The sequence below is a fragment of the Olsenella profusa DSM 13989 genome (assembly GCF_030811115.1).
Lineage (GTDB): Bacteria > Actinomycetota > Coriobacteriia > Coriobacteriales > Atopobiaceae > Olsenella_F > Olsenella_F profusa.
In genome coordinates this window covers 1,731,153-1,755,192 of sequence record NZ_JAUSQK010000001.1, presented here as the reverse complement: position 1 = coordinate 1,755,192, position 24,040 = coordinate 1,731,153, and the positions used below count along the sequence as shown (strand labels likewise).

The 24,040-nt window shown below is 62.6% G+C and carries 25 protein-coding genes; 17 read left to right on the top strand and 8 right to left on the bottom strand.

What is annotated here, in order from left to right; all coding sequences use genetic code 11:
- Positions 1-155 precede the first annotated feature (155 nt).
- The 3 genes from J2S71_RS08065 to J2S71_RS08055 form a co-directional block, all read right to left on the bottom strand.
- Positions 156-1,412, bottom strand: coding sequence for an ATP-binding protein (locus tag J2S71_RS08065; RefSeq protein ID WP_307390608.1), 1,257 nt, complete (start codon positions 1,410-1,412; stop codon positions 156-158).
- 201 nt (positions 1,413-1,613) lie between these two features.
- Positions 1,614-2,879: a sensor histidine kinase gene (locus J2S71_RS08060; protein ID WP_307390605.1), complete on the bottom strand. Its 1,266-nt coding sequence runs from the start codon at positions 2,877-2,879 to the stop codon at positions 1,614-1,616.
- Entirely contained in the window at positions 2,876-3,583 is a 708-nt protein-coding gene (locus J2S71_RS08055) for a response regulator transcription factor (RefSeq protein ID WP_307390603.1), read from the bottom strand. Before J2S71_RS08055 ends, J2S71_RS08060 begins: the two co-directional genes overlap by 4 nt.
- A 176-nt stretch (positions 3,584-3,759) precedes the next feature.
- Here J2S71_RS08055 and J2S71_RS08050 point away from each other — a divergent pair, with 176 nt between their 5' ends.
- The 4 genes from J2S71_RS08050 to J2S71_RS08035 are packed head-to-tail and all read left to right on the top strand — an operon-like array spanning position 3,760 to position 6,534.
- Positions 3,760-4,659: an ABC transporter ATP-binding protein gene (locus tag J2S71_RS08050; RefSeq protein WP_307390600.1), complete on the top strand. Its 900-nt coding sequence runs from the start codon at positions 3,760-3,762 to the stop codon at positions 4,657-4,659.
- Positions 4,659-5,405 carry an ABC transporter permease gene (locus J2S71_RS08045; protein ID WP_307390598.1) on the top strand — a complete coding sequence of 249 codons (747 nt, stop codon included), beginning with the start codon at positions 4,659-4,661 and terminating at the stop codon, positions 5,403-5,405. The genes J2S71_RS08050 and J2S71_RS08045 overlap by 1 nt, the downstream gene beginning before the upstream one ends.
- 1 nt (position 5,406) lies before the next feature.
- The gene (locus J2S71_RS08040; RefSeq protein WP_307390595.1) at positions 5,407-6,141 is read left to right on the top strand and encodes an ABC transporter permease; all 735 of its coding nucleotides are present in this window, start codon (positions 5,407-5,409) and stop codon (positions 6,139-6,141) included.
- 51 nt (positions 6,142-6,192) lie between these two features.
- On the top strand, positions 6,193-6,534 hold the full coding sequence (locus J2S71_RS08035; RefSeq protein ID WP_021726463.1) for a YxeA family protein: 342 nt from the start codon (positions 6,193-6,195) through the stop codon (positions 6,532-6,534).
- Positions 6,535-6,631: 97 nt separating this feature from the next.
- Here J2S71_RS08035 and J2S71_RS08030 read toward each other — a convergent pair whose 3' ends face one another.
- Complete coding sequence (locus tag J2S71_RS08030; RefSeq protein WP_307390590.1) at positions 6,632-7,195, bottom strand: GNAT family N-acetyltransferase; 564 nt, start codon at positions 7,193-7,195, stop codon at positions 6,632-6,634.
- 244 nt (positions 7,196-7,439) lie between these two features.
- Here J2S71_RS08030 and J2S71_RS08025 point away from each other — a divergent pair, with 244 nt between their 5' ends.
- From J2S71_RS08025 to J2S71_RS07995, 7 genes are all read left to right on the top strand, one after another.
- A complete protein-coding gene (locus J2S71_RS08025; protein WP_307390587.1) occupies positions 7,440-7,781 on the top strand; it encodes a hypothetical protein in 342 nt (113 codons plus the stop codon).
- A gap of 572 nt (positions 7,782-8,353) precedes the next feature.
- Positions 8,354-9,034: a TetR/AcrR family transcriptional regulator gene (locus J2S71_RS08020; protein WP_307390584.1), complete on the top strand. Its 681-nt coding sequence runs from the start codon at positions 8,354-8,356 to the stop codon at positions 9,032-9,034.
- Positions 9,035-9,240: 206 nt separating this feature from the next.
- Positions 9,241-9,837 (top strand): MptD family putative ECF transporter S component, encoded by a 597-nt coding sequence (locus J2S71_RS08015; protein ID WP_307390582.1) that lies wholly within the window; start codon positions 9,241-9,243, stop codon positions 9,835-9,837.
- A 6-nt stretch (positions 9,838-9,843) separates the two neighbouring features.
- Positions 9,844-10,542 (top strand): energy-coupling factor transporter transmembrane component T, encoded by a 699-nt coding sequence (locus tag J2S71_RS08010; protein ID WP_307390579.1) that lies wholly within the window; start codon positions 9,844-9,846, stop codon positions 10,540-10,542.
- 14 nt (positions 10,543-10,556) lie between these two features.
- Positions 10,557-12,050 carry an ABC transporter ATP-binding protein gene (locus J2S71_RS08005; protein WP_307390576.1) on the top strand — a complete coding sequence of 498 codons (1,494 nt, stop codon included), beginning with the start codon at positions 10,557-10,559 and terminating at the stop codon, positions 12,048-12,050.
- 31 nt (positions 12,051-12,081) lie between these two features.
- The gene (locus tag J2S71_RS08000; RefSeq protein WP_307390574.1) at positions 12,082-13,806 is read left to right on the top strand and encodes an ABC transporter ATP-binding protein; all 1,725 of its coding nucleotides are present in this window, start codon (positions 12,082-12,084) and stop codon (positions 13,804-13,806) included.
- Positions 13,803-15,560, top strand: a complete 1,758-nt coding sequence (locus J2S71_RS07995) for an ABC transporter ATP-binding protein (RefSeq protein WP_307390572.1) — start codon at positions 13,803-13,805, stop codon at positions 15,558-15,560. The genes J2S71_RS08000 and J2S71_RS07995 overlap by 4 nt, the downstream gene beginning before the upstream one ends.
- Positions 15,561-15,937: 377 nt before the next feature.
- Here the strand turns inward: J2S71_RS07995 and J2S71_RS07990 are convergent, their stop codons facing one another.
- The 4 genes from J2S71_RS07990 to J2S71_RS07975 all read right to left on the bottom strand — a co-directional run bounded on the left by J2S71_RS07990 (position 15,938) and on the right by J2S71_RS07975 (position 18,405).
- Complete coding sequence (locus J2S71_RS07990; RefSeq protein WP_269594501.1) at positions 15,938-16,150, bottom strand: GNAT family N-acetyltransferase; 213 nt, start codon at positions 16,148-16,150, stop codon at positions 15,938-15,940.
- Between the two features lie 39 nt (positions 16,151-16,189).
- The gene (locus J2S71_RS07985) at positions 16,190-16,441 is read right to left on the bottom strand and encodes a hypothetical protein (RefSeq protein WP_021726465.1); all 252 of its coding nucleotides are present in this window, start codon (positions 16,439-16,441) and stop codon (positions 16,190-16,192) included.
- Positions 16,442-16,628: 187 nt separating this feature from the next.
- Positions 16,629-16,775 carry a hypothetical protein gene (locus J2S71_RS07980; RefSeq protein WP_021726453.1) on the bottom strand — a complete coding sequence of 49 codons (147 nt, stop codon included), beginning with the start codon at positions 16,773-16,775 and terminating at the stop codon, positions 16,629-16,631.
- A gap of 130 nt (positions 16,776-16,905) precedes the next feature.
- The gene (locus J2S71_RS07975) at positions 16,906-18,405 is read right to left on the bottom strand and encodes an ATP-binding cassette domain-containing protein (protein WP_307390567.1); all 1,500 of its coding nucleotides are present in this window, start codon (positions 18,403-18,405) and stop codon (positions 16,906-16,908) included.
- Between the two features lie 366 nt (positions 18,406-18,771).
- Between J2S71_RS07975 and J2S71_RS07970 the strand changes: the two genes are divergently transcribed.
- The 6 genes from J2S71_RS07970 (at position 18,772) to J2S71_RS07945 (ending at position 24,028) form a co-directional block, all read left to right on the top strand.
- On the top strand, positions 18,772-19,278 hold the full coding sequence (locus J2S71_RS07970; protein ID WP_307390564.1) for a mycothiol transferase: 507 nt from the start codon (positions 18,772-18,774) through the stop codon (positions 19,276-19,278).
- A gap of 280 nt (positions 19,279-19,558) precedes the next feature.
- Positions 19,559-19,876: a hypothetical protein gene (locus J2S71_RS07965; protein WP_307390561.1), complete on the top strand. Its 318-nt coding sequence runs from the start codon at positions 19,559-19,561 to the stop codon at positions 19,874-19,876.
- 137 nt (positions 19,877-20,013) lie between these two features.
- On the top strand, positions 20,014-20,481 hold the full coding sequence (locus J2S71_RS07960) for a cyclophilin-like fold protein (RefSeq protein WP_307390558.1): 468 nt from the start codon (positions 20,014-20,016) through the stop codon (positions 20,479-20,481).
- Positions 20,482-20,573: 92 nt separating this feature from the next.
- Positions 20,574-21,581, top strand: a complete 1,008-nt coding sequence (locus J2S71_RS07955; RefSeq protein ID WP_307390555.1) for an alpha/beta hydrolase — start codon at positions 20,574-20,576, stop codon at positions 21,579-21,581.
- Positions 21,582-21,883: 302 nt separating this feature from the next.
- Positions 21,884-23,143 (top strand): ATP-binding protein, encoded by a 1,260-nt coding sequence (locus tag J2S71_RS07950; RefSeq protein ID WP_307390552.1) that lies wholly within the window; start codon positions 21,884-21,886, stop codon positions 23,141-23,143.
- Between the two features lie 123 nt (positions 23,144-23,266).
- A complete protein-coding gene (locus tag J2S71_RS07945) occupies positions 23,267-24,028 on the top strand; it encodes a carboxymuconolactone decarboxylase family protein (protein WP_307390549.1) in 762 nt (253 codons plus the stop codon).
- Positions 24,029-24,040: the final 12 nt, after the last annotated feature.

Here is a 24,040-nt window from a genome sequence, read left to right as displayed (position 1 = left end):
CCAAGAATGCCGTCATATTAGATCCAAGGGACCCAGATCCGGCAACGGAAGCCGGGCCACCAGCCCCTCGATGTACACCCTTCGCACCGAGGGGCCTGATGTCATCAACTGTAATGAGAGGATGCATATTCACTGAACCTCTCCCTGTCATCCGTCTAGACATCAAGACTGTCGGGGTCAAGCAGGAAATTCCGTATCCCCATATAGACCAGGCCCTTCTCATCACGGCGAGGCTTCATCGCACCGCGGACAACGACGATCTTGCGGAACGAGTCGTCGATTTTCGCGAGCGGCCTCGTCTCCTGCTCGCGTTTCTCCGGATCATCGATAGCCAACGCAGACTGCACGTAGTAGCGCGACGAACCAAGTGTGGCAACGAAGTCGACCTCCAGACGTTGGCGTATGGTCTTGCCGCTTTTGTCTCTGCCAAAGGCGTCGACAACGCCCACATCAACGTTAAACCCCCTGGAGAGCAGCTCGTTGAACACGATGTTTTCCATGAGGTGGTTCTCCTCTGCCTGCCTGAACCCCATGCGCGCATTACGCAGTCCCACGTCCTCGAAGTAGTACTTCTTGGGCGATCCAATATAGGCGTTGCCCTTTATGTCGAAGCGCTGGGCCTCGCTCACGAGATAGGCGTTTTCCAAGTGCGAGATGTAGCTGGTGATGGTCTTATCGCTGATGTCCTTTTTCTTGACGCTCCTGAAGACGTTCATGAGGCGCGTCGGGTTGGTAAGCGACCCGGTCGCCGACGCAAGTACGTCCACAAGCTCGTCGAGCTCCTCAGGATGTCGCACCTTGTTGCGCTCGACGACGTCAGCGATGTACACCTTCTCGAACAGCGAGCGCAGGTATGCCTCTTTGTCGGAGGCGCGCGAATACGACAGTGCCAGCGGCATGCCGCCATGGACAACGTATTCGTCCCACCCTTCGTCCGCAGGCCCGTCGAAAATGCTCATGAATTCCGAAAACGAAAGCGGTCGCACCCTGATCTCGTCGCTGCGCCCTCGGAACCTTGAGACAATGTCTGTGGAGAGGAACTGGGAGTTCGATCCCGACACGTAAACGTCTGCTCCTCTCATGTGAAGAAGGCTGTTCAAGACGTCCTCGAACTCGGGTACGAGCTGGATTTCATCGAGGACGACATAGGTGGGGACGCCGTCTCCGGGAACACGCCCGCGAAGATAGGCGAACAGGGTGTCAGGATTGCGCAGGGGCTTGTTAGCCCGATCGTCGAGCGCAACTTCCACGATGCGGGACTCGGGAACGCCCGACTCGACAAGATGGCGATGGAACAGCTCGAGCAGGAGGAATGACTTCCCGCAGCGTCGAATTCCCGTGACGGCCTTGATGAGGCCGTTGCCTTTCCGCTCAATGAGCCTGTCAAGATACCTGTCTCGCTTGACTTCCATTCACGCCCCCCTGCACCGTCATGCCATCATCACGTCAATACTATTACGAAATATTGTGTTATAACACATATTTCCGTAATTGATTCCTAACGTGACAGGACAAAGAGCCCCCATCCTCTCGGAATCGTACGTGACCACCGCCTCGGGGTACAGACCATCGAAGGCTGCGCGGAACGCGTCAGCCAGGGCACGGGCACCATATCACGCGGTGGTCGCCCTAGTTGGCAGCTCCACGGTGCAGGTACATCCGCCTCCCTCGTTTTCAGAGAAGCACGCCCTTCCCCCGTGCGCCGCCGCAATGCGCCGCACGATCACGAGGCCCAGGCCGTGCTCGGGAAACTCGGCGCCCGGCCTCCTCTTGAGCGCCGCGAGCGTCCCCGCCCCCAGGCCGCGTCCGTCATCGCTCACGACGAGCACGAGCCGCCGCCCGAACGAGCTGCCCAGCAGCCCCGCGCGCGCAGCGAGCGACACCGTCACGTGGCAGCCCTGCGGGTTGTGACGAATGCTGTTGCCCACGAGGTTCACCACCATGCGCCGCAGCAGTGCCTCGCTCCCGCGCATGCAGAGACCCTCGGCGGCGGGTGCCACGTCAAGCCCCAGCTCGCAGGCACCCGTTCCCTCATCTACAAAGTCTGCCACCACCGAGCGTAGCACCGCCGCCAAGTGCACGTCCGTCGCATCCACCGGCTCCATGGCAAAGCGCAGACGGTTCGCCGTGTTGAGGTCGGCGAGCAGCGCGGCCGTCTCCTGGGACTTCGTCACGATGCGCGCGGCCCGCTCCCGCTCGCCCGCGCCAAGCCGGGGACTTTCCATCAGGCTCGCGGCGTCCGTGACGACCGCCGCGAGCGGCGTCCGCACGTCGTGTGACACGGCGGCGACCCACTCGTTGCGGGCATCGTCACGCTGCTTCCACGAGCTTCGGGAAAGCATGCGCGCAAGGGCGACGAGCACGATGAGGTCAGCGCAGAAGACCGCTCCCAAGAGCACGACAATGCCGCCGAGCTTGTGGGAGCCCAGCGTCACGGCATACTTCCAGACGGAGCCCTTGGGAGAGCCCACCACCACGAGCCTCCCGCCGTGTCGCCAGCAGGACACGGGATAGTCACCCAGGTACCAGCGCGAGAAGGACGCGACGTCAGCAGGGGTGTAGCGTGGGGGCACGTCATCGGGCACATCAAAGTCCCAGACCACGTTGCCGTCCTCGTCGATGAGCAGGGCCCAGCTGCCATGGTCGCGCAGCGCCCGCTCCACGTCCGTCGAAAGCGCGTACGTCCCGTCCCGCTCGGTGAGCGACTCGGACACCTTCGAGGCCTCCGGGGCGGTGTCGCTGCCGCCCCGGAGGCCAGTCGCGAACACGACGACGCCCACAATGACGATGTTGACCACGAGGATGGCCGCGGCGCCGAGGATGCAGGATGCGACGACGCCCAAGCCACCCCGCAGGCGCACGCGCGCAAGCTCCCTCATTGCGCCTCCTCGTGCAGGAGCCGGTAGCCCAGTCCCCGCACCGTGACGACCCAGTGTGGGTGGGAGGGGTCACCTTCGACCTTCTCGCGCAGGCGGCGAACGAGAATAGCGAGCGCGTTGGCATAGCCGAACTCGTCCCCATAGACGCTGCGGCAGAGCTCATCCGTCGTCACAATGGAGCCCCGGCTCTCACTCAGGCGCTTGACGAGCGCGTACTCCTTGGCCGTGAGGGTCGCCTCCACGGCGCCGCGGCGCCTCACCTCGCCCGTGGCCAGGTCCACCTCCACGTCCCCGAGCACGACGGCAGCTGGCGCGTCTGGCAGGCTATAGCTGCGGCGCAGCACGGCTGCCAGACGCAGCAGCAGCTCGGCGGGCAGAAAGGGTTTGGCCACGTAGTCATCGGCCCCCAGTCCCAGGCCCCGCAGGCGGCTCGCGTCCTCGTCGCGCGCAGAGAGGAACAGTGCCGGCACATCGCTCGTCTCACGCACCCGACGCAGCAGGTCGAAGCCATTGCCATCGGGCAGCATCACGTCGAGCAGGAGTAGCTGGGGCTGCCAGGTTGCGGTTGAGAGCAGGGCGTCGGCCACGGTGCCCACGCCCTGCACAGAGCGATAGCCATCGCGCTCCAGCAGCTCGAGCAGCTGCTCGCGGAGGATGTGGTCATCCTCCACCACCAGCACCCGCGCCTCGTGCAGGTCCCTCATGCCGCTCCCCTCCCTCCTTCGTCCACATTCTATCCCTGCACTGGGAGGGCGGCCCCCCGGTGCGTGCGCCCCCCCAAAACGAAAGGTTCACGAAAGCTTGGGGACAGGCGCATGAAAGACGCGCCTCCTAGCCTTTGTCCTGTCATCGCAAAAAGGTCTGGATGAGAGGAGAGGGCATGGCTGCTCTGGCTATCGCCACAAGCGCGCTCACCAAGTCGTACGGTGGGGTGCGCGTGGTGGACGACATGGGGCTCCGGGTGCCCGAGGGCGCAGTGTACGGCTTCCTCGGCCCCAACGGGGCTGGGAAGTCCACCACCATGAAGATGCTCCTGGGCCTCGTGCGACCTACCTCCGGAGAGGTGGACGTGCTGGGAGAGCGGATGGGACGGCAGAACCGGCTCCAGGTCCTTGCGCACGTGGGCTCGCTCATCGAGAGTCCGAGCTGCTACAAGCACCTCACGGCCCGTGAGAACCTCGACATCGTCCGCAGACTCAAGGGACTTCCTCCCAGCTCGATCGACGAGGCCCTCGAGACGGTGGGCCTGGCCGACACGGGCAAGAAGCTCGCAGGGCAGTTCTCGCTGGGCATGAAGCAGCGCCTGGGACTTGCCGCCGCGCTGCTCGGCAATCCCCGGCTCGTGCTGCTCGACGAGCCCACCAACGGCCTCGACCCCGAGGGTATCCACGAGATGCGCGTGCTCATCCGCTCGCTGCCCCAGGCACGCGACACCACCGTGTTGGTCTCGAGCCATCTGCTCTCGGAGGTCGAGCAGATGGCCGACCACGTAGGCATCATCAGCCAGGGCCAGATGGTGTGGCAGGGAGCGCTCGAGGACCTGCGGGCCCGCGCACGACGCCGGCTGGCGTTTCGCACGACCGACGATGCCCGTGCGGCCGCGCTGTTGGGAGCCTCCGAGCAGGACGGCTGGCTGGTCGCGCCCTTCGCTGATGACGCGACGGTGGCGCGCTCCTCCCTCGCGCTCGCACGGGCAGGCATCGGCGTCATGCGAATCGAGGAGCGCAGCGAGAGCATCGAGGACATCTTCCTCGCGCTCACCGAGGGAAGGGGGCTGTGATGCGCGCGCTCATGCTCGAGTTCGCGAAGCTCAGACGCAAGAACGTGTGGCTCGTCTGCCTCGGCAGCGCCACGCTCTGTCTCATGTGGATGGCGTCCGACGCCGCACGCGCCGCCCAGGGTGCGTCGGATGGGACAACCTCCCTGCTCTACATGGCCCCGCTCGTCAACGCCATCGTCATGACGCTCTTCGCCGCCGTCATCGCATCGCGCGTGTGCGAGGTCGACCACGAGGCGCAGGCGCTGAAGGAGCTCCTGTGCCTGCAGCGGGCGGGCACGGTGTTCGCTGCCAAGCTCCTCTGCAGCCTCGTCCTCATCGCGGTCGCGGTCGTGCTGGAGACCGTCGGGCTTTCCGCGCTGGCGTCGTACAAGGGCTTCGCGGACCAGCTGGGGGTCGCCGAGCTCGCGACCTTCGCCGCCTGCCAGATAGGGCCCGCCTTCGTGGTGGCCGTGCTCGTGCAGGCCGTCGCCCTGCGCTGGGAGAACCAGTTCGCCTCGTTGGCGCTGGGCCTCGGTCTCTCGCTCGCGGGTCTGTTCAGCCTCTTCTTCCCGCCCATCGTCCAGCGCCTCGTGCCAAGCGGGTACTTTGGCCTGCTCTCGTGCGTACGCATGGACTGGGACCGTGCCACGCAGGTGACGTCCTTCCACACCGTTCCCTTCCCCTGGGGGGACGCGGCCCTGCTAGCCGCGATGTGCGCCGTGCTCATCGCCGCCTCAGCGTGGTGGTTCTCGAGAAAGGAGCTCTAGCATGAGAGCGCAAGCCCTGCGCGCGGAGGCCATCAAGCTGCGCCGCGCGCCCATCTGGGTCGCCTATGTGGCACTGCCCCTCATCGCAGCCGTCATCGGCACCTTCAACTACCAGCAGAACCTGGGCCTGCTGACGCCAGGCTGGGAGAACCTCTGGACGCAGCACACCCTGTTCGAGCTCTACTTCTTCCTGCCGGCGCTCGTCGGCGCGGGATGCTCCTGGCTCATGGGGCTCGAGCATGCGGGCACCAACTGGAACCAGGTGCTCGCGAGTCCCGTCGCCCCGCGGCGCGTCGTCGCCGCGAAGCTCGTCGTGGGCGCGCTCATGCTGGCCGTCGCGTTCGCCGCGACGGGGGCGCTGTTCGTGGCCTCGGGCAAGCTGGTGGGCCTCTCGGGCCTCCCGTCTGCCGACTATGCCGTCTACCTGCTGCTCTCTTGGGTCGGCGGCATCTCCGTCGTGGCGGTGCAGCTGCTCGTCTCGGCCCTTGTGCGCAACTTCGCCGCACCGGTGGGGGTGGCGCTCGCAGGCGGCGTCGCGGGCCTCATGCTCACGACCAAGGGGTGGGGACTGTGGTGGCCCTGGGCGCTCATGCAGCTGGCATCGAACGGCAACGGGGGAGGCACGCTCGCCCCCTCGGAGCTCCCCGCCTTCTTCGCCATTGCTGCCGTCTTCACCGCTGCGGCCCTCTGTGCCTGCAGCTGGGCCGTCACACGTGCTGGGTCACCGTCGGCGTGAGCCCCTCGAGCATCAGATCGGATTCATCAAACGGAAAGAGAGGATCAAACAATGGCAAGGAGAATCGCTGCAATCGTCCTAGGCATCGTCATGATGGGGGCCGTGGCAGGCGTCTTCTACCTTACGAACACCAACAACGCCTCCACATGGTACGTCCGGGTAGACGATGCGGTCGCAAAGCAGAAGGCTGATGGCGACGAGGAGGTCTGGGAGTACACCCTCGACGCGTACAACGAGCGCGGCGAGCATCGTCAGCTCACCTTCACCGCCGGCAAGCGACTCAGGGACGGCGCATACCTCAGGCTTGGGTACCTGCCCGTGCGTGAGGTGGTCTCGTGGGAGGAAGTCCAGCCCGAGCAGATGCCGGATGCCGCACGCGAGCAGCTGGCCTAGGTGATCGACCGACAAGGAAGTCCCATCCAGTGCCCGCGCAGGACTGACCAGTCGCATCCCAGGCCTTCGACAGAGCCGCCTAGACTTCCGGCAAGGATCATGCCTTGACCCTCGTGGCCCGCGTGCGGCGGGCCCAGTCCTCCCTCGTCAGTCGTGAGAAGTACTCCGTCCTCACGTCGCCCATCTGCCTGCAGGGCACGTTCTCCTCCACGTGATGGAAGCGGAACCCGCACTTCTCCTGACAGCGCTTGGACTTGTCGTTCCCCTCGAAGTATCCGCACCAGACCGCACGGTAGCCGAGGTCCTCGAACGCGTGGGCGACCAGCCGTCCGACCGCCTCCGGGATCAGCCCCCGGCCCCAGAATGGGACGCCTATCCAGAACCCGACCTCAGTCTCGTCCTCCCGGTTCTTCGCGAGCGCCTGCATGGGCGCACGCAGGCCTATGCTTCCTATCGCCCTGTCGTCCTCCCTGAGGCATACCGCGTAGGTCTCCTCCGCGGACAGCACCTCACGGATGATCTGTAAGCTGTTCTCCACCGACGTGTGCGGGGGCCATCCCGCGATGGGTCCGACGTCCGGACTCCTCGCGTATTCATAGAGGCTCTCGGCGTCACCCTCCTCCCAGGGACGGAGTATCAGCCGCTCTGTCTCAAGCACCATGCCACACCCCCGCACGTAGACCCGAACGATGCCTTTGTATGCTAGCAGCACAATCGAGCATACATTGTCACCACTCACGGAAGTCTTTCTCTCGCCGTGGCGCAACTCAAGTTTCTGGCAAAAAGCATAGGGCAAGCTTGACGTCGTTGCGATGGACTCCTGAAAGCTTCGGCACATACAAATCTGACCGCTGCGGCACAGAGGCAACCGCCTCTCAGTCAAGACGGTAGCAAAGAGCGCCGGGGTGGTAACCGGGAAGCGCATCGCTCGACAGGCACTCACGAAGGGCACGGCATACCCCATCGTGCAGAAGATTGCCTACTACTTAGGCCTTCAGATGAACAGGCAGGTCTTCGGTCGGGCCGTAGGACGCACTATCCCGATTCTCGGGGGTGCGATATCGGGTGTCATGACGTATGCCACATTCTCGCCCATGGCCCACAACCTCAAGAAATACCTGATCGAGACACCACCTGCCAAACCTTCGAACGCTGCAGTCATCGGCATGGGAGACTATGGCATCGATGACTTCTCTGGCCTTGAGACGGAGATCGATACCGAGATTGCGGAGCTTGAGAGATTCTGACGCACAGTCGCCAGATTCACCTACCACGCTGAATGGCACCGGTCTCATCGTCCCGAGTCTTGCGCTCGCCATCAACTCGAACCCGGCCCTGAACGAGTTGCCCGCAACGTGCCATACCGCGATGTGCCAGTGCATTGAACACTCCAAGGGAGTCTTGAGCTTTGCCGCAAGCCACTCTGCGAAGCCATCTTCTGCGGCATTCATGTCACCTTCTATCGCCCAAGGCTATCATGATCGAGCGGAGAATCGAATAAACCCATGGTCACAATTACATGCTCGTCGCGGCTCACAGCATGTCACATGCCGTCTCTGCTGTATTCCCCACCCTTCAGACGGAGAGGGAATTGCAAGACGTCTGTTCCACGCGGTTTTGGTAGGTATTGACATCCATAAAAGGAATGCCCCTTTGTTACCGCCAGCATGGTTCTCCATGAACGTATCCGCCGCCACGTCTCTGCGATGATGCTAGTCTGTGCAAAGGGAGAATTCTAGGAACTGCCCTTTCGTCGTCTGCGACGATGGCAATGGCTTCGACGTTCATCTTGCCAACAAAGCCGTCGAGGAAGCCTTCCATGAGTGGACAGAGAGAGTCGAGCAGAAGAGCCAGGAAGATGCCGAAGGACAAGACGCAATCACACGAGCTGGTCATGAGGGCCGCGAAGGAGGAGTTCCTGGAACTCGGCTACGAAAAGGCATCCATGCGCTCCATAGCAGAGAAGGCAGGCCTGACGGGGGGCGCGCTGTACAAGCATTTCGCTAGCAAGGAGGAGATGTTCTCGGCTCTGATTGACCCCGTCTTCGAAGAGATGGTCCGCTTCTACCGCAAGCAGACGAATCGGTCGAGGCACGTGCTTCTGGCGGAGGGGGTCGATGCGTTCGAACAGGCATCGGCTGCAAGCTCGCAGCTTCTCCTCAAGTTTGTGTACTCCCACTTCGACGAATTCCAACTGATGTTCCACGCTCCGCAAGGCACCAAGTATGCCGACATACGGGAGCGGATGGTACAGATGGAGATGGAATCGTCCCAAGGGCAAGAGAGAGTTGTCAAAGACGACCCCACGGATGACCCTGGATTCTCCGAAGACCTCAAGCACATCTTCTTCACCATGTCGCTCGTGCCTTTGTTCGAGATAATCGAGCATCGATATCGCTACGACGAGGCGAAGAGAATCGTGGCGGTGATATCGGAGGCCCAAAACTACGCTTGGTCCCGCATGCTGGCGCTCAGCAAAGAGTCCAACGGCAGCTCCTAGCCAAAGGCGACGCCATATCGAGTCACCTGCTGTCCCAAGCCAAAAAAAGTTATTGACTTCTAACTCTAACATGGTATTTTTAGAAAACGAGGTTTACTAAAGGCGGATTGGTCGTCGTACCCGACTTCGTGTTTTTCTGGCGTACGAAAACAATCACCCGGTTTGTCCTCGGACAAACCCTGAAGTTCGAAAGCGAGGCAGACAGCATGAGGAAGATAGGCACTCGAGACCTGGTGACCGTCGCCGCGATGATGGTCCTGTTCTTCGGCATTACCCTTGTCATCGGGTCGGTGGCATTGGCCATCCCCTTCGTGTACCTGTATATGTCAGCCGGCATCGACGGCTTCCTGGGGGCAACCTTCTACCTGGTTGCGGCCAACCGCTTGAACAAACATGGGCTGCTGTTCGTATGGGCGGCCGTCTACGGAGCCATCGAGGGGCTTTTGGGCTACAGCTTCCTGTTCCCGTACTTCCTCGCGGTAGGCGCCATCGCCGAGCTGTCCATGCTTGGCAGGGACAGCTATCGCAACCCCATCCGCAATCGAATCGGCTGGACGATCAACTGCATCGGGAACTTCGTGGGCAACGCCGTTCCCCTCTGGTGGTCCTGGGAATCCTTCCGCGTCATGGCGATGCAGAGCGGGTTCTCGAACGCGACGCTGGACATGGAGTACAACATGGTCATGACGCCTCATCTCATGCTGATCGGCGTGCTCATAACGGCCGTCCTGACGGTTGCGGGAGTCGCCTTCGGGCAACGCCTCCTGCAGAGGCATTTTGAGAAGGCCGGCGTCATCAAATAGATGGGAATGGGCAAAGCAAACGAAACGGACCTGATAAGGCTCATCGATGCGCGGACGGTGCTCGTCATCGTGCTCTGCTCGGGCATTGCGAGCATGTTCGCGCGAAGCATGGCGACGCACCTTGCCTACCTATGCGTGATGACCGCCTTCCTGGTCCTGTTCGGCAAGGGGAGGCAGGGACTTGCATGCGTGCTCGTCTACGGCCTGGCCATGGGCGGCCTGTGGCTGGAGGTGCACCACGGAATCCTAGCGTTCCCGTCCCCGCTTCTGCTGAGCACGATATACAGGATGATTCCCATCATGATGAGCCTGTACCTGCTGATCCTGATTCCCTCGGGAAAGCTGACCGCAGGATTGAGGAAGCTGCCGATGCCGGCTCAGATGAGACTGATCCTAGTGGTCATGCTGCGCTTCGCGCCCACGGCGCTCCTCGAGTTCCTGGAAGTCAGGAATGCCATGCGCGTCAGGGGATTCCTGGGTTCCCTTCGCAAGATGCTGCTAAACCCCATGGACACCCTGGAGTACGCGCTCGTCCCCCTCATCTTCCGCTCGCTGAAGGTCTCTGACGAGCTTTCCGCTTCGGCGGTAGTGAGAGGAATCGAGTATCCAGGCCACAAGGAAAGCTACTACGTCAGCAAGCTCCGCGGCCTCGACATCACCTGTTCGGGGGTGGCCCTGGCCGCCTGCATCGTGTGCTGCCTATGAGAGGAGGCCGTCGTTTGGGCAGGGCAATTCACATGAGCGACGTCTCCTTCTCGTACGCGAGTGGGGCCGAGAGGATAGCGCACCTCAGCCTTGAGATCCACCCCGGCGAGCTGCTCGTGATCACGGGGGTCTCGGGAAGCGGAAAGAGCACCGTCACCCGTCTGATCAACGGGCTGGCTCCTCGGTTCTTCGGGGGCGAACTGCACGGGAGCCTGGCGATCGAAGGCATCGCGGAGGGCCCCTCGTCCTTCCTCGAGAGGACCAAGTGCATAGGCAACGTGTTCCAAGACCCCCGCAGCCAGTTCTTCTCCAACGAGGTCGCAGGTGAGATTGCCTTTGGGTGCGAGAACTACGGACGGCCCCATGAGGAGATAGTCGAGCGCGTGAGACTCGCTGCGGAGGAGATCGGCATCGCGCCCCTCCTGAACGAGCGGGTACGAACGCTTTCATACGGCATGAGGCAGAAGGTCGCCATAGCGTCAGCCGAGGCCATGGAACCCGAGATCTACGTGATGGACGAGCCTTCCGCGAACCTGGACGTCGAGGCAACGTACCAGCTTTCGACCATCATAGGGAAGCTCAAGGACCAAGGGAAGACGATCGTCATCACCGAGCATCGCCTCTACTACCTGATGGACCTCGCAGACCGCTTTGTGCATCTGGAGAACGGACGCTTGACCAGGGAGTTCACACCGCGCGAGCTTCGAGGGCTTCCCGCGGCGAAGCTCAGGGAGCTGGGGCTTCGAACCGCCAACCTATACGACTGCGAGCCAGCCCTCGTGAAGGCAGCCAAACCTGGAGACGAGATGCTGCGCCTTGCCGGAATCAGGAAGGCCTTCGATTCGGTCCCCGTCCTGCAAGACGTGAGCTTTTCGGTCGGGAAGGGCGAGAGCGTGGCCATCATCGGCCCAAACGGGGCGGGCAAGAGCACGATCGGCAAGATAGCGTCCGGCCTGATCAAGGAGGATGGCGGCACGGTATCGCTCGAGTGCGTCGCCTTGAAGGGGAAGGGGCACAGGGGAAGAGTCTGGTACATACCGCAGGACCTGGACAGCTGGCTTTTCGGAGAGGATCTGATGGACGAGCTGCTGACGGGCGGCAAGGCAACTGCCGACAAGAGGCGTGAGGCAGAGGAGATCCTAGGAAGGCTGGGGCTTCGTGACGTAAAGGACCAGCATCCCGCGACGCTGTCGGGCGGGCAGAAGCAGAGGCTCGCGCTCGGCGTGGCGCTCGCGCACCACGCGTCAACCATCATCCTAGACGAGCCGACAAGCGGGCTTGACGGGAGAAGCATGCGCATGGTCAGCGGCGTCATACGCTCGCTCTCGGAATCGGGAATCGCCACGCTGGTCATATCTCATGATGCGGAGTGCATCCTGAGCTGCTGCAGCAGGGCGATTCAGATAGAGGACGGCCGCGTCGTCGATGACTTCAAGCTTAAGTCGACAAGCAAGGTGCTGGGCGCCATGGGTTACAGCCGCCTCTACCCAAAGGAGGCCGGTTGCTGATGGTGGATGGCGACAACGATAAGGAGAGTCTATGGGCAGCGTTTTGAAGAGTCACTTCGGGCGGATACTCCTGTCCGTCCTCATGGCCGTCGTGGGAGTGGGGCTCGGCGTGCTCCCCTACTACGGCGTCGGGTCCATCATCGTCATGATGGTGGAGGGCCAGAGTGAGATCCAGGGCTATGTGCCGCAGATCGCATTGGTTGTGTGCGGCTTTGTCGGAAGCGTCGCCTTCCACGAGGCGTCCACGGTGATGTCCCACAACCTCGCGTTCCGCGTGATCGAGGACGAGCGGAAGCGACTGGCCGACAAGCTAAGCCGCCTTTCCATGGGGGCAGTCGAGGGCAAGAGCAGCGGCCAGTGGGCGCAGTTCATGGTCGAGACGCTTGACAAGCTGGAGCGGCCCATCGCACACGTGATTCCCGAGGTGCTGGCAAACGCCATCGTCCCGATCGTGCTCGTCGTCATCATCTTCACGCTGGATTGGCGCATAGGTGTCGCCAATCTGATCTCCCTTCCCGTGGGGCTGCTCTTCACCCTCCTGATGATGTCGGGGTACCAAGAGAAGTCGCTCAGATACCAGAGGGCGGCCAAGGAGATGAACACCAGCATCGTCGAATACGTGCGGGGCATCAACGTCATCAAGGCCTTCAACAAGTCGGCGTCTTCCTACGGGAAGTTCAGGGATGCCGTGAACGACAACAAGAACGCCATGCTGGACTGGTATCTGAGCGTGTGCTTCGCCATGACGGCCGCCATGGAGACGCTGCCGTCCACGCTCCTGTTCGTGCTCCCCACCGTCATGTTCCTCTACATGCAGGGCAGCATATCCGTCTACATGGTGGTCATGGGCATCCTCCTTTCGTACGCGTCCTACAAGCCACTGATCAAGGTCATGAGCCATACGGACATCATGGCCAACATCGGCGTCATAGCGAGCGAGATCAGGACCGTCATGGGCATGCCCGAGCTGGAGAGGGAACCCGTCGCCTTGCCCGTCTCCTCGCACGACATAGTCTTCTCGCACGTTGGGTTTGGCTACGAGAAGGGCAAGGACGTACTCCAGGACCTCACGTTCATGGCAAGGGAAGGCCAGCTGACAGCAATCGTCGGGTATTCCGGCAGCGGAAAGTCCACCGTCGCGAAGCTGATAGCGGGCTTCTGGAACGTGGACTCGGGCCAGGTCGCCATCGGTGGCGCCAAGCTGTCGGACATGCCGCTTTCGCAGAACATGGACCTCGTCACCTACGTGTCCCAAGAGAACTTCCTGTTCAGAAGGAGCATCTTGGAGAACATGAGGATGGCGAGGGAAGACGCGAGCATCGAGGAGATTCAGGACGCCTGTCGAAGGGCCAGCTGCCATGACTTCATAGAAAGCCTTCCCAACGGGTACAGGACGGTTCTGGGCGACGCCGGCGGCACCCTGTCAGGAGGCGAGCGGCAACGCGTCACCATCGCCCGTGCGCTCTTAAAGGACAGTCCCATCGTCCTTCTGGACGAGGCCACGGCCTATTCCGACCCAGACAACGAGGCCGAGATTCAGAAGTCGATAAACGCCCTGGTCAAGTCGAAGACCGTCATCATGATAGCCCACCGGCTCTCCACCATCGTCCATGCGGACAAGATCGTCGTGATGAACCATGGCCGAATCGAAGCGTGCGGCACGCATGATGAGCTGCTTGAGCATAGCCCCACCTACCGCGAGCTTTGGGGTGCCCACACTGAAGAGCCTAGTGAAAAGGTGGTTTTGTCGCAATGAAGGACCTACTTGACAAGCTGTATCTCTTGGCTGGAAAAAACGCGCGCCACGTCTCGAACATGCTCGTCTTCGAGTGCCTGAAGGGGATATCCGACAGCTGGTCGCTCGGAGCGATTCTGTTCCTACTGGTGAAGGTATGCGACCACATCTTCAGCGGCACCGCGATCGTCATGGGCGACATCCACATCATGACCGCCATAATCCTCCTGAGCGTGGTGGGGAAGATCGTCTTCGGCTACCTGGCCGATCGGCATAAGAACATCGCGGCATACAGCCTGGGCGCGGAGAATCGCATCCTCATAGGGGACCGGCTGAAGAACGCAAGCATGGGGTACTTCAGCGGAAACAGGCTGGGAGAGATATCCGGCGGGATGTCGACCGCGGTTTCGGACTTGGAGACGGCGGGATTCTCCATCATAGAGGCGCTCATCGTCGGCATGATCCAGACCGCGATCATGGCCCTGTTCGTGCTGCCGTACGACGTCGTGACCGGCCTCATCATCGTCGTGACATTGGTCTGCGGCCTTGCTGTCAACGGGCTCGCGCAGAAGAGGGCCGACAGCCTCAGCTCGGCACTCCTGGGACTCAAGATGAGACTGAACGCCAACACGTTGGAATACGTGAAGGGCATAAGCGTCCTGAAGGCCTTCGGCAAGAACCGCCAAGGTGCGTCCGATTTGGAGGACAGCATATCGGCCACCCGGAAAGGCTACCTTGACGTGGAGACGAAGCTGGTGCCCGTGCAGTTTCTGTACCAGGTCTCATTCAAGATCGGAAGCAGCGTCATCGTTCTGGTCACGCTGGCAAGGTTTCTGGGCGGCGACATCGACATCTCCAAGGCGATGATGCTGATCATTGCGAGCTTCATCGTGTTCTCCGGCTTTGAGCTTGCGGGCAGCATGCAGAATATCAAGGGGGTTGCCGTTCAGAACCTGAATACCGTGCTGGAGATGAGGTCGCTCCCCACCATCGAGCAGGGTGAGAGGACGGACGTGGACACTGCCCGGATAGAGTTCAGGGACGTGTCGTTCTCATACGACGGGAACAACGTGTTCGAGGGGCTGAGCCTGAGCATCCCGGAGGACAAGACGACGGCCGTCGTTGGACCCTCTGGTAGCGGGAAGACGACGCTTTGCAACCTAGCCGCCCGCTTTTGGGACGTGCAGAGCGGGGAGGTGCTGGTAGACGGCCAGAATGTCAAGGGCTACGACTATGATGCGCTCCTCGCCAACTTCTCGTTCGTCTTCCAAGACGTGTACCTGTTCGACGACACGATCCGCAACAACATCAAGTTCGGAAACCCGGAGGCATCGGACGAGGAGATGATGGCCGTCTCGAAGAGGGCACGGTGTCATGACTTCATCATGGGGCTGCCGGACGGATACGACACGGTCCTGCAGGAAGGCGGGAGCAACCTCTCGGGCGGAGAGCGGCAGCGCATATCAATCGCACGCGCCATGCTGAAGCCGAGCAAGATCGTCATCCTTGACGAGGCCACCTCCAGCATCGACCCGGAAAACGAGTCTCAGCTCCTTGCGGCCCTGGACAACCTCCTCCAGGGCAAGACGACCATAGTGATCGCTCACAAGCTGAACACCATACGGAACGCCGATCAGATCGTGGTCCTCGGAAAGGACGGCGTCGACAGCATCGGCAGCCACGAAGAGCTCCTCCGGAAGTCCGCGATTTACAGGGGTTTCGTCCTCGGCAAGAAGGAGGCAGCGAATTGGCTGGTCACGAATCGAGACGTATGATGGCGGGCCTCGTTCCGCTACCTGACGTGCTGCGGGGCACCAGTCGATAGACAAGGACACTTGCCGCGATGCAGGAGCACTCACCTACAGGTCAAGTGAGACAAACGTGTTGCCCGCCAGCACGACGGGTGCATGGCCGTCGTGCTCAGCCAGCCGAAGATGAGCCATTGCCTTAGGGACATGGGCTGCGGGGCGTCCCACGTGGGCCGGGACATCACCGCAGAACATGTCCACATTGTCCAAACGAACGCAGCCTGCCTCGGGAGCAAGCCCGTTCATCATGCGGTGGGCCCCTGGGAGGACCCTCGACTGGGCGCGGGCCGAGCCCCGCACGACCAGGCCATGGGGTGCCTGGCCCCGCCGCCGGCGACGTTCCGTCAGCGGCGGTGGAGGTCGTGCACCATGAGCCACTCGATCCCATCCTCACCGTCACCGACGATGCGGAAGCCCAGGCGCTCGTAGAGGTGCAGCAGGGGATTCGCCTTCTGCACAGAGAGGGACGCGCGGGCATAGCCGGTGTCGCGAAGCTCGTCGAGCAGGCGGCCCATCATCGCCGTACCAATCCCCTTCCCGCGAAACGGCTTGCACAGGGCGATGGAGAACGACGGGGTCTCGGAGTCGATGTGCCCTTACACGTCTGTGGTGCGCACCCAGCAGGCCCCGACGATCCTCCCGCCGGCCTCGACCACCAGGGCGCGGTCATCAGGAAGCGTGCCGAACCCCTCGTACGCGGTACGGCATTTTGGGTCGGCGCGCATGGTGCTTCGCGGAACCCCCTCCACGAGGCCCTCGGGGACAAAGACGGCCTCGTGGAGGAAGTCCTCAAGCAGAGGCCATTCGTCCTGCTCGATATGCCTGATCGCGTATTCGGTGCTTGCCATCCGAGAACCTCGCAAGGCGAATTGAACAGCCGGTCAGCGCTTCTTTGCCCTTAGCAGCTGCGGGACCACGGTGGAGACCACCTCGGCGATGCGGGCCGGGTCCTCGCTGTCCACGAGCATCATGGGTCTCGCCCCTCGTAGGGGAGCTGCACCTCCGGAAACGCATCGCGCGCGGCCGGCACATTCTTCAGCAGGAGCCTGTCATCGTAGACGCCCCGAAGAGAACGTCCTCGCCGTACAGCAGGCACTCGCCCATCATCCTTTTGTAGGCGACACCCCGGACGTCCCCGAGCAGGTCGAGGACATATTCCAGGTAACCTTCACTCCTTGCCATGCGACTCTCCCCTCTTGTGCGAATCCGACAGCGCTTGCGTGGAGCACCATCATTGTAGATGGCTCACAAAAGCGACATGATCAGCCCTTAACACATGAGGTGACATGGCCTGTCCCCAGCTGTAGACGTCTCACGCAGGAAACCCCAATGCGAGCCTGTAACCCACGGGATCCTCCCCTATCGTCCACTCGACATGCGTCGCGGCCCGGATGAGCGCGGCGTCGTGGGAGACGAGCAGCAGCGCCCCGGGGAAGGTCGCGAGCAGGCGCTCCAGGGCCTCGATGGACCCGAGGTCGAGGTGGTTCGTAGGCTCGTCCATCACGACGAGCTCCGGTGCACCCAGGATCCCAAGGGCGAGCATGAGCTTGCGCATCTCGCCGGGGCTGACGTCGCCGCCCTCCAGGATGCGCTCCGGCTCTGAGTTGAGCCGCGCCACAACGGAGAGCACGCGACCACGGTCGGTGCTGCCCAGGTCGGCCAGGGCGTCCATCGCCGACTGCCGCTGGGGCCGCGTGGGCTCCTGGGGGACGTAGAGGACCCTCGTCGCATCGGGCAGGCTCTCCACGATGCGCCTGACGAGCGTCGTCTTTCCGCTGCCGTTGTCGCCGACCAGCCCGATGTGGTCGGTGCTGCCGATGTGGAGGGCGGGCACCGCCAGCGCTGCCCCGTCGCCGAGGGTGATGGTAGCCTCCTCCATGCGCAGCAGGACCTTCCGCCTGCTCGGGGCGGCGTCGAGCCAGACGTCGGACTCGTAGCGCCTCTCGACCCGCACGGCATCGAGCCTGTCCGCCGCGTCGGAGAGCCGGGCCTCCATGCGCGACGAGAGCCTTCCGGCCCTCCCGTCCTGTCCGGAGACGACGAAGCGCCGCCGCTTATCGCGCGCGTCGCTGTCGTTCTTGGCAGCATGCTTCCCGCTCCTGCGCGACGCGACCCGCGACGCCTCCTCGCGCCGGCGCTGGGCCTCGCGCCCGAGACGCTCCCTCTCCCTGCGCGCGGAGTCGCGGATACGCAGCGCGCTTTCGCGTTCGAGCTCGGCCTGGCCCGACCCCTGCGTGTAGCCACCCGGCCGCATGGTGGCCGACCCCCTCGAGACGAACAGGCACTGCGTGCAGAGCGCGTCCAGCAGCTCGCGATCGTGCGAGACGAGAAGGCCGATCCCCCCGAAGCGCGAGAGGGCCTCGGATATGGCATGGCGGGTCGCCGCGTCGACGTGGTTGGTCGGCTCGTCCACGGCCAGGACGTCGGGTCGCGCCCACAGGGCGCAGGCCACCTGCAGGCGCTTCTGCTGGCCGCCGGAGAGCGTGGCGTAGCGCCACGCCCATCCGTCGTCTATGCGCAGCTCGTCCCGGAGCCGCACGGCGGCCCCGTCGTAGGCCAGCGCGAAGTCCCCAAGGTCGTCCGGCGGCCGGGTGGCGTCCTGGGCGCAGTAGCGGGCCACGAGCGCAGGGGCAACGCTTCCGGCATCGGGACGCATGACGTTGCAGGCCACGAGCGCGAGCGTGGTCTTGCCGCACCCGTTGTCGCCGACGATGCCGGTCCATCCCCGCGGGAACGCGGCCGTCACCCCGCGCAGGGCCGGCTCGCGCGACGCGGGGTATGTGTATGTGACGTTCGACAGGTTGAGCTGCATGGGGCCTCCGGTCTCGGCGGGAGGCCATGGGGATGCAACAGAGCGTCTTGATGGGGTCCAGAATGTCTGGCTCGGAGCAGGTATGCGAGCGCACGATGCTGCACCCGTGGACATGGCCGCCAGCGCATGGGTCTGGTTACGGGTGTTGTGTGGGCATCGCTAGTTCCTCATACACCTGGACCCTTCTCGTGCCGGCGCTTGCCAAAGGCCCCGGCTGGTTCTCGTTGCGCCCAGTATAGCCCGCCGTGCACGCTTCTGATGTCCCCATCAAGCAACCCACACCATGAGCACTGAGCCACCACCCGCACATCCTGGGTACACGTACGCATATGATGGACCATCACGACATGGAAAAGGAGTCCCACCATGCAGCGACCGTCAACACAGTTCGCGATCGACATCCTGGTGCGCGGAGTAGGGCGCTTCCGCAGGACCCTGGAGAAGAGCAACACCATGCCGACCCCCTACATAAAGTCGGTGACCTGGCTGATGTGGCACACCGCCAGGATGATCGACTATCAGACCGCCTCGCTCGCTGGAAGGGAGCAGTTCTGGTTCTCTCAGGGGTGGAAGGAGCGCTTCGCCCTCGACCTGCCCGATGACACGCAGGACTGGCGTCACACGTCCGAGGAGGCCGCGAAGGTGCACGTGAAGGACAAGGAGCTGCTGGTAGGCTACCTCACCGCTGCCGCCGACACGGCCAAGGGGTATCTGGCCACCCTGGACCCAGGCACCCTGGACGACGTCGTCGACCGCTCGTGGACGCCCGCCGTGACTCGGGCCGTGCGCCTGGTGTCGACCGTCGACGACACGGTGATGCATTCGGGCCAGGCCGTCTACACGGCACGCCTGATGACGGGCAGGAGCATCTGACACATCTGACATGCGGCCTCTCGCGACCACTGCCGTCCCCAAAGAGGTGGGTGTGCTCAGGCGGCCGAGAGCGCCGTCCAATTGCGCGGGCATCACAAGGGGTGCCGGCCCTTCAGCCAATGCCGTAGAATGCACCTGCAGGATGTCACGGCACCGGGGGAGGTTCTCCAATGAAGCAGGTTGTAGCAGTCAATGCGCGCCCACGAAACGGCTGGAACATGGCCCAGCTCGTGAGGGAGGCCACGCGCGGGCAAATGATGCCGGCGCGGCGTCGGAGGTCGTGAACCTCTACGCGCTCGACCCCTTCATGGGCTGCCGGTCGTGCTTCGCATGCAAGGCCGAAAGGTCCCTGGGCAGATGCGTCTACAAGGACGGGCTTGCCGGCACGCTCGAGCACACGCGCGCGGCCGAGCAGTACCCAGCGCTTGGCTATGACAAGATGACGACCGAGCACTCAGACACCATCGAGCGCTTCGCGGGGCCAGTGTCCCTGCTGGTCATCGGTAACACCCAGCAGATGAGCGAGAAGGCGTACGGCAGGTTCGACTGGACCATGTTCGACAGCGAGGCAAAGATCGTCCGCCACGACACGGTGTGACCGGACGAGCTGGCACGGGCACGCGAGGCGGGCAGGAGGCTGGTCGGGGACTAGCGGCCACCTGCACCGTGTCATGCCCCTTGGGCAGCACGCGCCCCACTCCTATAGCCTTGGTCTCGCCGGCACCGATGTGCACCGTGCCACTCACCGCGTTCCCGGGCAGCACCATCATCCATGCGACGACCAACGAGACGGAGACGGCCCAGGCCTTCGTGGACAGGCTCCCCTGTACCGTCAGCGTGAGCGGGACCGGCCTGGACTTCTGCGGTCGCATGCCCCTCTCGCTGCCCTACGGACAGGAGCAGGTGCACCATGGCTGGACCAACGGCGATATGAACTACAACCCAGGAGGCGGCTGGTTTGCGGTCCCCTTCAATGGCGAGGAGGACTCCATGCGCTACGGCGACCAGGTGAACATGGGTCGCGTGGATGCGGGAGACCTGCCTCGCCTGCATGAGCTCGATGGGTCTTTCCAGGTGCGCATCGAACTGGATGACCAGGAAAGGAGCTTCGAACGAACGTGGTCGTGCTCATGGGGTCGGCCCGCAAGCAGGGTCACACCGCCCACATGGTGGAGACCTTTGCCGAGGGAGCAGACCAGGTAGCCCTGCTCACCGGTACGATCACCATTGCCGCTCGCCACTAGGCATCCATGACAAAGGCGCCCGGCACCTTCGCCACGCAGACAGGAGGAAAGATGGAACTCACGCAGGAATGGGACAAGACGTTCGCGCTCTCCGACAAGGTGAACCACGAGAAGGTCACCTTCACCAACCTCTACGGCATCACGCTGGCAGCCAACCTCTACAGGCCCAAGGCAGCCGCGGGCAACGCCAATCTGGTGGCGCTCGCCGTGGCAGGTCCCTTTGGCGCCGTGAAGGAGCAGGCGAGCGGCCTCTACGCCCAGCACATGGCCGAGCAGGGCTACCTGGCCATCGCCTTTGACCCAAGCTTCATCGGCGAGTCCGGCGGAGAGGCCAGAAACGTCGCCAGCCCCGACATCAACACCGAGGACTTCATGGCAGCGGTGGACTACCTCTCCAACCGCGCCGACGTGAACCCCGAGCGGGTGGGCATCATCGGCATCTGCGGCTGGGGTGGAATCGCCCTCAACGCCGCGGCGGCCGACCCCCGCGTCAAGGCCACGCTCGTCTCCACCATGTACGACATGACCCGTGTCAACGGCAACGGCTACTTCGACGCGGACGACTCCGCCGAGAAGCGCAATGCCACACGTCACCAGATCAGTGCCGCCCGCACCGTCGAGTACGCCGCAGGCACCCACGACCGAGCCGGCGGCTGTCTGCCCTACCCCGCACCGGACGACGCCCCGCAGTTCGTCAAGGACTACAGCGCCTACTACAAGACCCCACGCGGTTACCACACCCGCTCGCTCAACAGCAACGAGGGTTGGAACGTCACGGGCACCATCGGCTATGCCAACGCGCGCTTCCTCGTGTACACCAACGAGATCGAGAGTGCGGTCCTCATGATCCATGGCGAGAAGGCACACAGCCTGTACTTTGGCAAGGACGCCTATGCACACATGATGGATGGCAATCCCCGACCGGAGAACAAGGAATTCTACCTGGTGCCAGGTGCCACGCACTGCGACCTCTACGACGGCGGCGAGGGAGCCGTAAACGGCGTCGGCGGCCTCATACCCTGGGACAAGGTCGAGCAGTTCTTTGCCCGGTATCTGTAGGACGGAAGCATCGGGTGTGACAGCTCGCTTCCATCCCCAAGGTCGCCGCCTGGTTCATGAGCATCCTCTACCTCTAACGAAAGGCGACACGTCCGGAATCAGGCCAAACCCTTGCACGGGACGGGTGCGCCCATCGGCCATGCCACTCACTCACCTCACCTGGCCACAAGACAGGTCAATCCCTCCTGTGGCCAGAGGACTGTTATGGTGAGTAATGTCTTTCTCGCCAAATCTATTTGATGAGATTAGCTTTTCTATTCATTATGAATGTAAGAGAAAGGCTCACCTAGTCAGGAGCCATTATGAAGGAAGATCACAGTCTCGAGTTCAAGGAAGCGCCCAGCGCCAGCTTCCTCAAGACCGTCAGCGCCTTCGCCAATTACGATGGGGGAACGATCGTCTTTGGCGTGCGCGACGATGGGACCATCGTTGGCCTGACCGATCCCCACAAGACCTGCCTGAATATTGAGAACAAAGTCAACGGCAGCATCTCTCCCCAGCCTGATTATTCGATAGCCGTAAATGATGCGAACGATACCGTCGAACTCACGGTACGCAGCAGCCCCTACAAGCCCTACCTCTATCACGGCCGGGCCTACCGCCGCAGCGACATAGCCTCCCTCCCCGTCGATCAGCTTGAGCTTCGTCGCCTGGTGCTTGCAGGGCAAAACCTCACCTTCGAAAGCCTGCCCTCTGCCAATCAAGACTTGATCTTCACGTATCTCGGGAAGCTCATCAAGGGGCGCCTGGGTATCAAGGAGTTCGACAGCGACACCCTGAGGACCCTCGGACTGCTCGACCGTAACCGTGGCTACAACAATGCCGCTGCCCTTCTTGCCGACGAGAACGACTTTCCTGGCCTCGACATCGCACGGTTTGGTGAGAGCATCAGCATTATCAAGAAACGCTCCATCCTCGCTGGCAGCAGCATCCTCAACCAGTTCGACCAGGCCATATCCCTCTGTCGGGATTACTACGTACAGGAAGAGGTCCACGGAAGCACGCGCACTGAGGTCCAGTTGCTACCCGAGGCCGCATTCCGCGAGGCGCTCGCCAACGCTCTCGTCCACCGTACGTGGGACATCGAAGCCCAAACACGCGTGTCCTTCTTCGGTGACCGCGTCGAGGTCAGCTCGCCAGGCGGCCTGCCCACAGACATGACCGAGGAGGAGTATCTCTCTGACCGCGTCTCGGTGCTCCGCAACCCCGTACTTGCAGGAGTCTTCTACCGATTGGGCCTAATCGAGGCCTACGGCACAGGCGTGCAGCGAATCCGCGCCTGTTATGCGCAGAGCATCAACCAGCCAGACTTTACCATCACCGACAACACCGCCACCGTCTGCCTGCCCCTCATTGCGGACGCGCGACAACTCACCCACGACCAAGATCTGCTTCTCTCTCATCTGAGTCAGATCATACCTAAGGGTATGACCGAGATAGCAAGAGAAACCGACCTAAGCAGGTCTAAGGCCACCCGACTTATTCACGAGCTTGTGAGGTTGCAACTCGTACGTGTCGAGGGGGCGGGTCGGAACACCCGCTACCTACGGACGAGCAGGTGATGGCACGGCCAAACTGAACAGCAGGCCTAGGCATGCGCAACCCGTATCTATCTCCATACTACATAGGTATGTGACATGCACGTCGGGTCGTTCGATACTGTCAATATTGAGAAGGGAAATGCTATGGGTGAGAAGATCGTACAGACCGCAGGCCGCGAGCAGCTGGGCGAGTTCGCTCCAGAGTTTGCCCACTTCAATGATGACGTACTCTTTGGCGAGAACTGGAACAACCAGGACATCGACGTCAAGACCCGCTGCATTGTCACCTTCGTGGCGTTGATGGCACAGGGCATCACCGACAGCTCGCTCGTCTACCACCTGCAGAACGCCAAGGCCCACGGCGTGACCAAGGCCGAGTTTGCCGCCATCGTGACCCATGTGGCCTTCTACGCCGGCTGGCCCAAGGCCTGGGCAACTTTCAACCTGGGCAAGCAGGTCTGGACCACGGACGAGGCCGCCACCAGCGAGAAGGACGCATACGCCCAGACCATCCCCTTCCCCGTGGGTGACCCGAACGGCGCCTACGCCCAATACTTCGACGGCCAGTCCTACCTGGCGCCCGTATGCGGCCAACCCTTCCCCATCTCCAATGTGACCTTTGAGCCGGGCTGCCGCAACCACTGGCATGTGCACCATGCCACCAAGGGCGGCGGCCAGCTCCTCATCTGTGTGGGTGGTCATGGCTGGTACCAGGAATGGGGCAAGGAGGCCCTAGCACTCGTCCCCGGCACCGTGATCGAGATCCCCGAGGGCGTGAAGCACTGGCACGGCGCCGCCAAGGACAGCTGGATGAGCCACCTAGCCTTTGAGATCCCCGGCGAGGATGCCAGCAACGAGTGGCTGGAGCCTGTCTCCGACCAGGACTACGCCGCGCTGGGCCAGTAGCACGTAGCGTAT

Excerpts from the sequence above, each read along its gene's own strand:
- J2S71_RS08065 (WP_307390608.1), bottom strand. The coding sequence starts at position 1,412 with ATGGAAGTCAAGCGAGACAGGTATCTTGACAGGCTCATTGAGCGGAAA.
- J2S71_RS08060 (WP_307390605.1), bottom strand. The coding sequence starts at position 2,879 with ATGAGGGAGCTTGCGCGCGTGCGCCTGCGGGGTGGCTTGGGCGTCGTC.
- J2S71_RS08055 (WP_307390603.1), bottom strand. The coding sequence starts at position 3,583 with ATGAGGGACCTGCACGAGGCGCGGGTGCTGGTGGTGGAGGATGACCAC.
- J2S71_RS08050 (WP_307390600.1), top strand. The coding sequence starts at position 3,760 with ATGGCTGCTCTGGCTATCGCCACAAGCGCGCTCACCAAGTCGTACGGT.
- J2S71_RS08045 (WP_307390598.1), top strand. The coding sequence starts at position 4,659 with ATGCGCGCGCTCATGCTCGAGTTCGCGAAGCTCAGACGCAAGAACGTG.
- J2S71_RS08040 (WP_307390595.1), top strand. The coding sequence starts at position 5,407 with ATGAGAGCGCAAGCCCTGCGCGCGGAGGCCATCAAGCTGCGCCGCGCG.
- J2S71_RS08035 (WP_021726463.1), top strand. The coding sequence starts at position 6,193 with ATGGCAAGGAGAATCGCTGCAATCGTCCTAGGCATCGTCATGATGGGG.
- J2S71_RS08030 (WP_307390590.1), bottom strand. The coding sequence starts at position 7,195 with ATGGTGCTTGAGACAGAGCGGCTGATACTCCGTCCCTGGGAGGAGGGT.
- J2S71_RS08020 (WP_307390584.1), top strand. The coding sequence starts at position 8,354 with ATGAGTGGACAGAGAGAGTCGAGCAGAAGAGCCAGGAAGATGCCGAAG.
- J2S71_RS08015 (WP_307390582.1), top strand. The coding sequence starts at position 9,241 with ATGAGGAAGATAGGCACTCGAGACCTGGTGACCGTCGCCGCGATGATG.
- J2S71_RS08010 (WP_307390579.1), top strand. The coding sequence starts at position 9,844 with ATGGGCAAAGCAAACGAAACGGACCTGATAAGGCTCATCGATGCGCGG.
- J2S71_RS08000 (WP_307390574.1), top strand. The coding sequence starts at position 12,082 with ATGGGCAGCGTTTTGAAGAGTCACTTCGGGCGGATACTCCTGTCCGTC.
- J2S71_RS07995 (WP_307390572.1), top strand. The coding sequence starts at position 13,803 with ATGAAGGACCTACTTGACAAGCTGTATCTCTTGGCTGGAAAAAACGCG.
- J2S71_RS07985 (WP_021726465.1), bottom strand. The coding sequence starts at position 16,441 with ATGGCAAGCACCGAATACGCGATCAGGCATATCGAGCAGGACGAATGG.
- J2S71_RS07980 (WP_021726453.1), bottom strand. The coding sequence starts at position 16,775 with ATGGCAAGGAGTGAAGGTTACCTGGAATATGTCCTCGACCTGCTCGGG.
- J2S71_RS07975 (WP_307390567.1), bottom strand. The coding sequence starts at position 18,405 with ATGCAGCTCAACCTGTCGAACGTCACATACACATACCCCGCGTCGCGC.
- J2S71_RS07970 (WP_307390564.1), top strand. The coding sequence starts at position 18,772 with ATGCAGCGACCGTCAACACAGTTCGCGATCGACATCCTGGTGCGCGGA.
- J2S71_RS07955 (WP_307390555.1), top strand. The coding sequence starts at position 20,574 with ATGGAACTCACGCAGGAATGGGACAAGACGTTCGCGCTCTCCGACAAG.
- J2S71_RS07950 (WP_307390552.1), top strand. The coding sequence starts at position 21,884 with ATGAAGGAAGATCACAGTCTCGAGTTCAAGGAAGCGCCCAGCGCCAGC.
- J2S71_RS07945 (WP_307390549.1), top strand. The coding sequence starts at position 23,267 with ATGGGTGAGAAGATCGTACAGACCGCAGGCCGCGAGCAGCTGGGCGAG.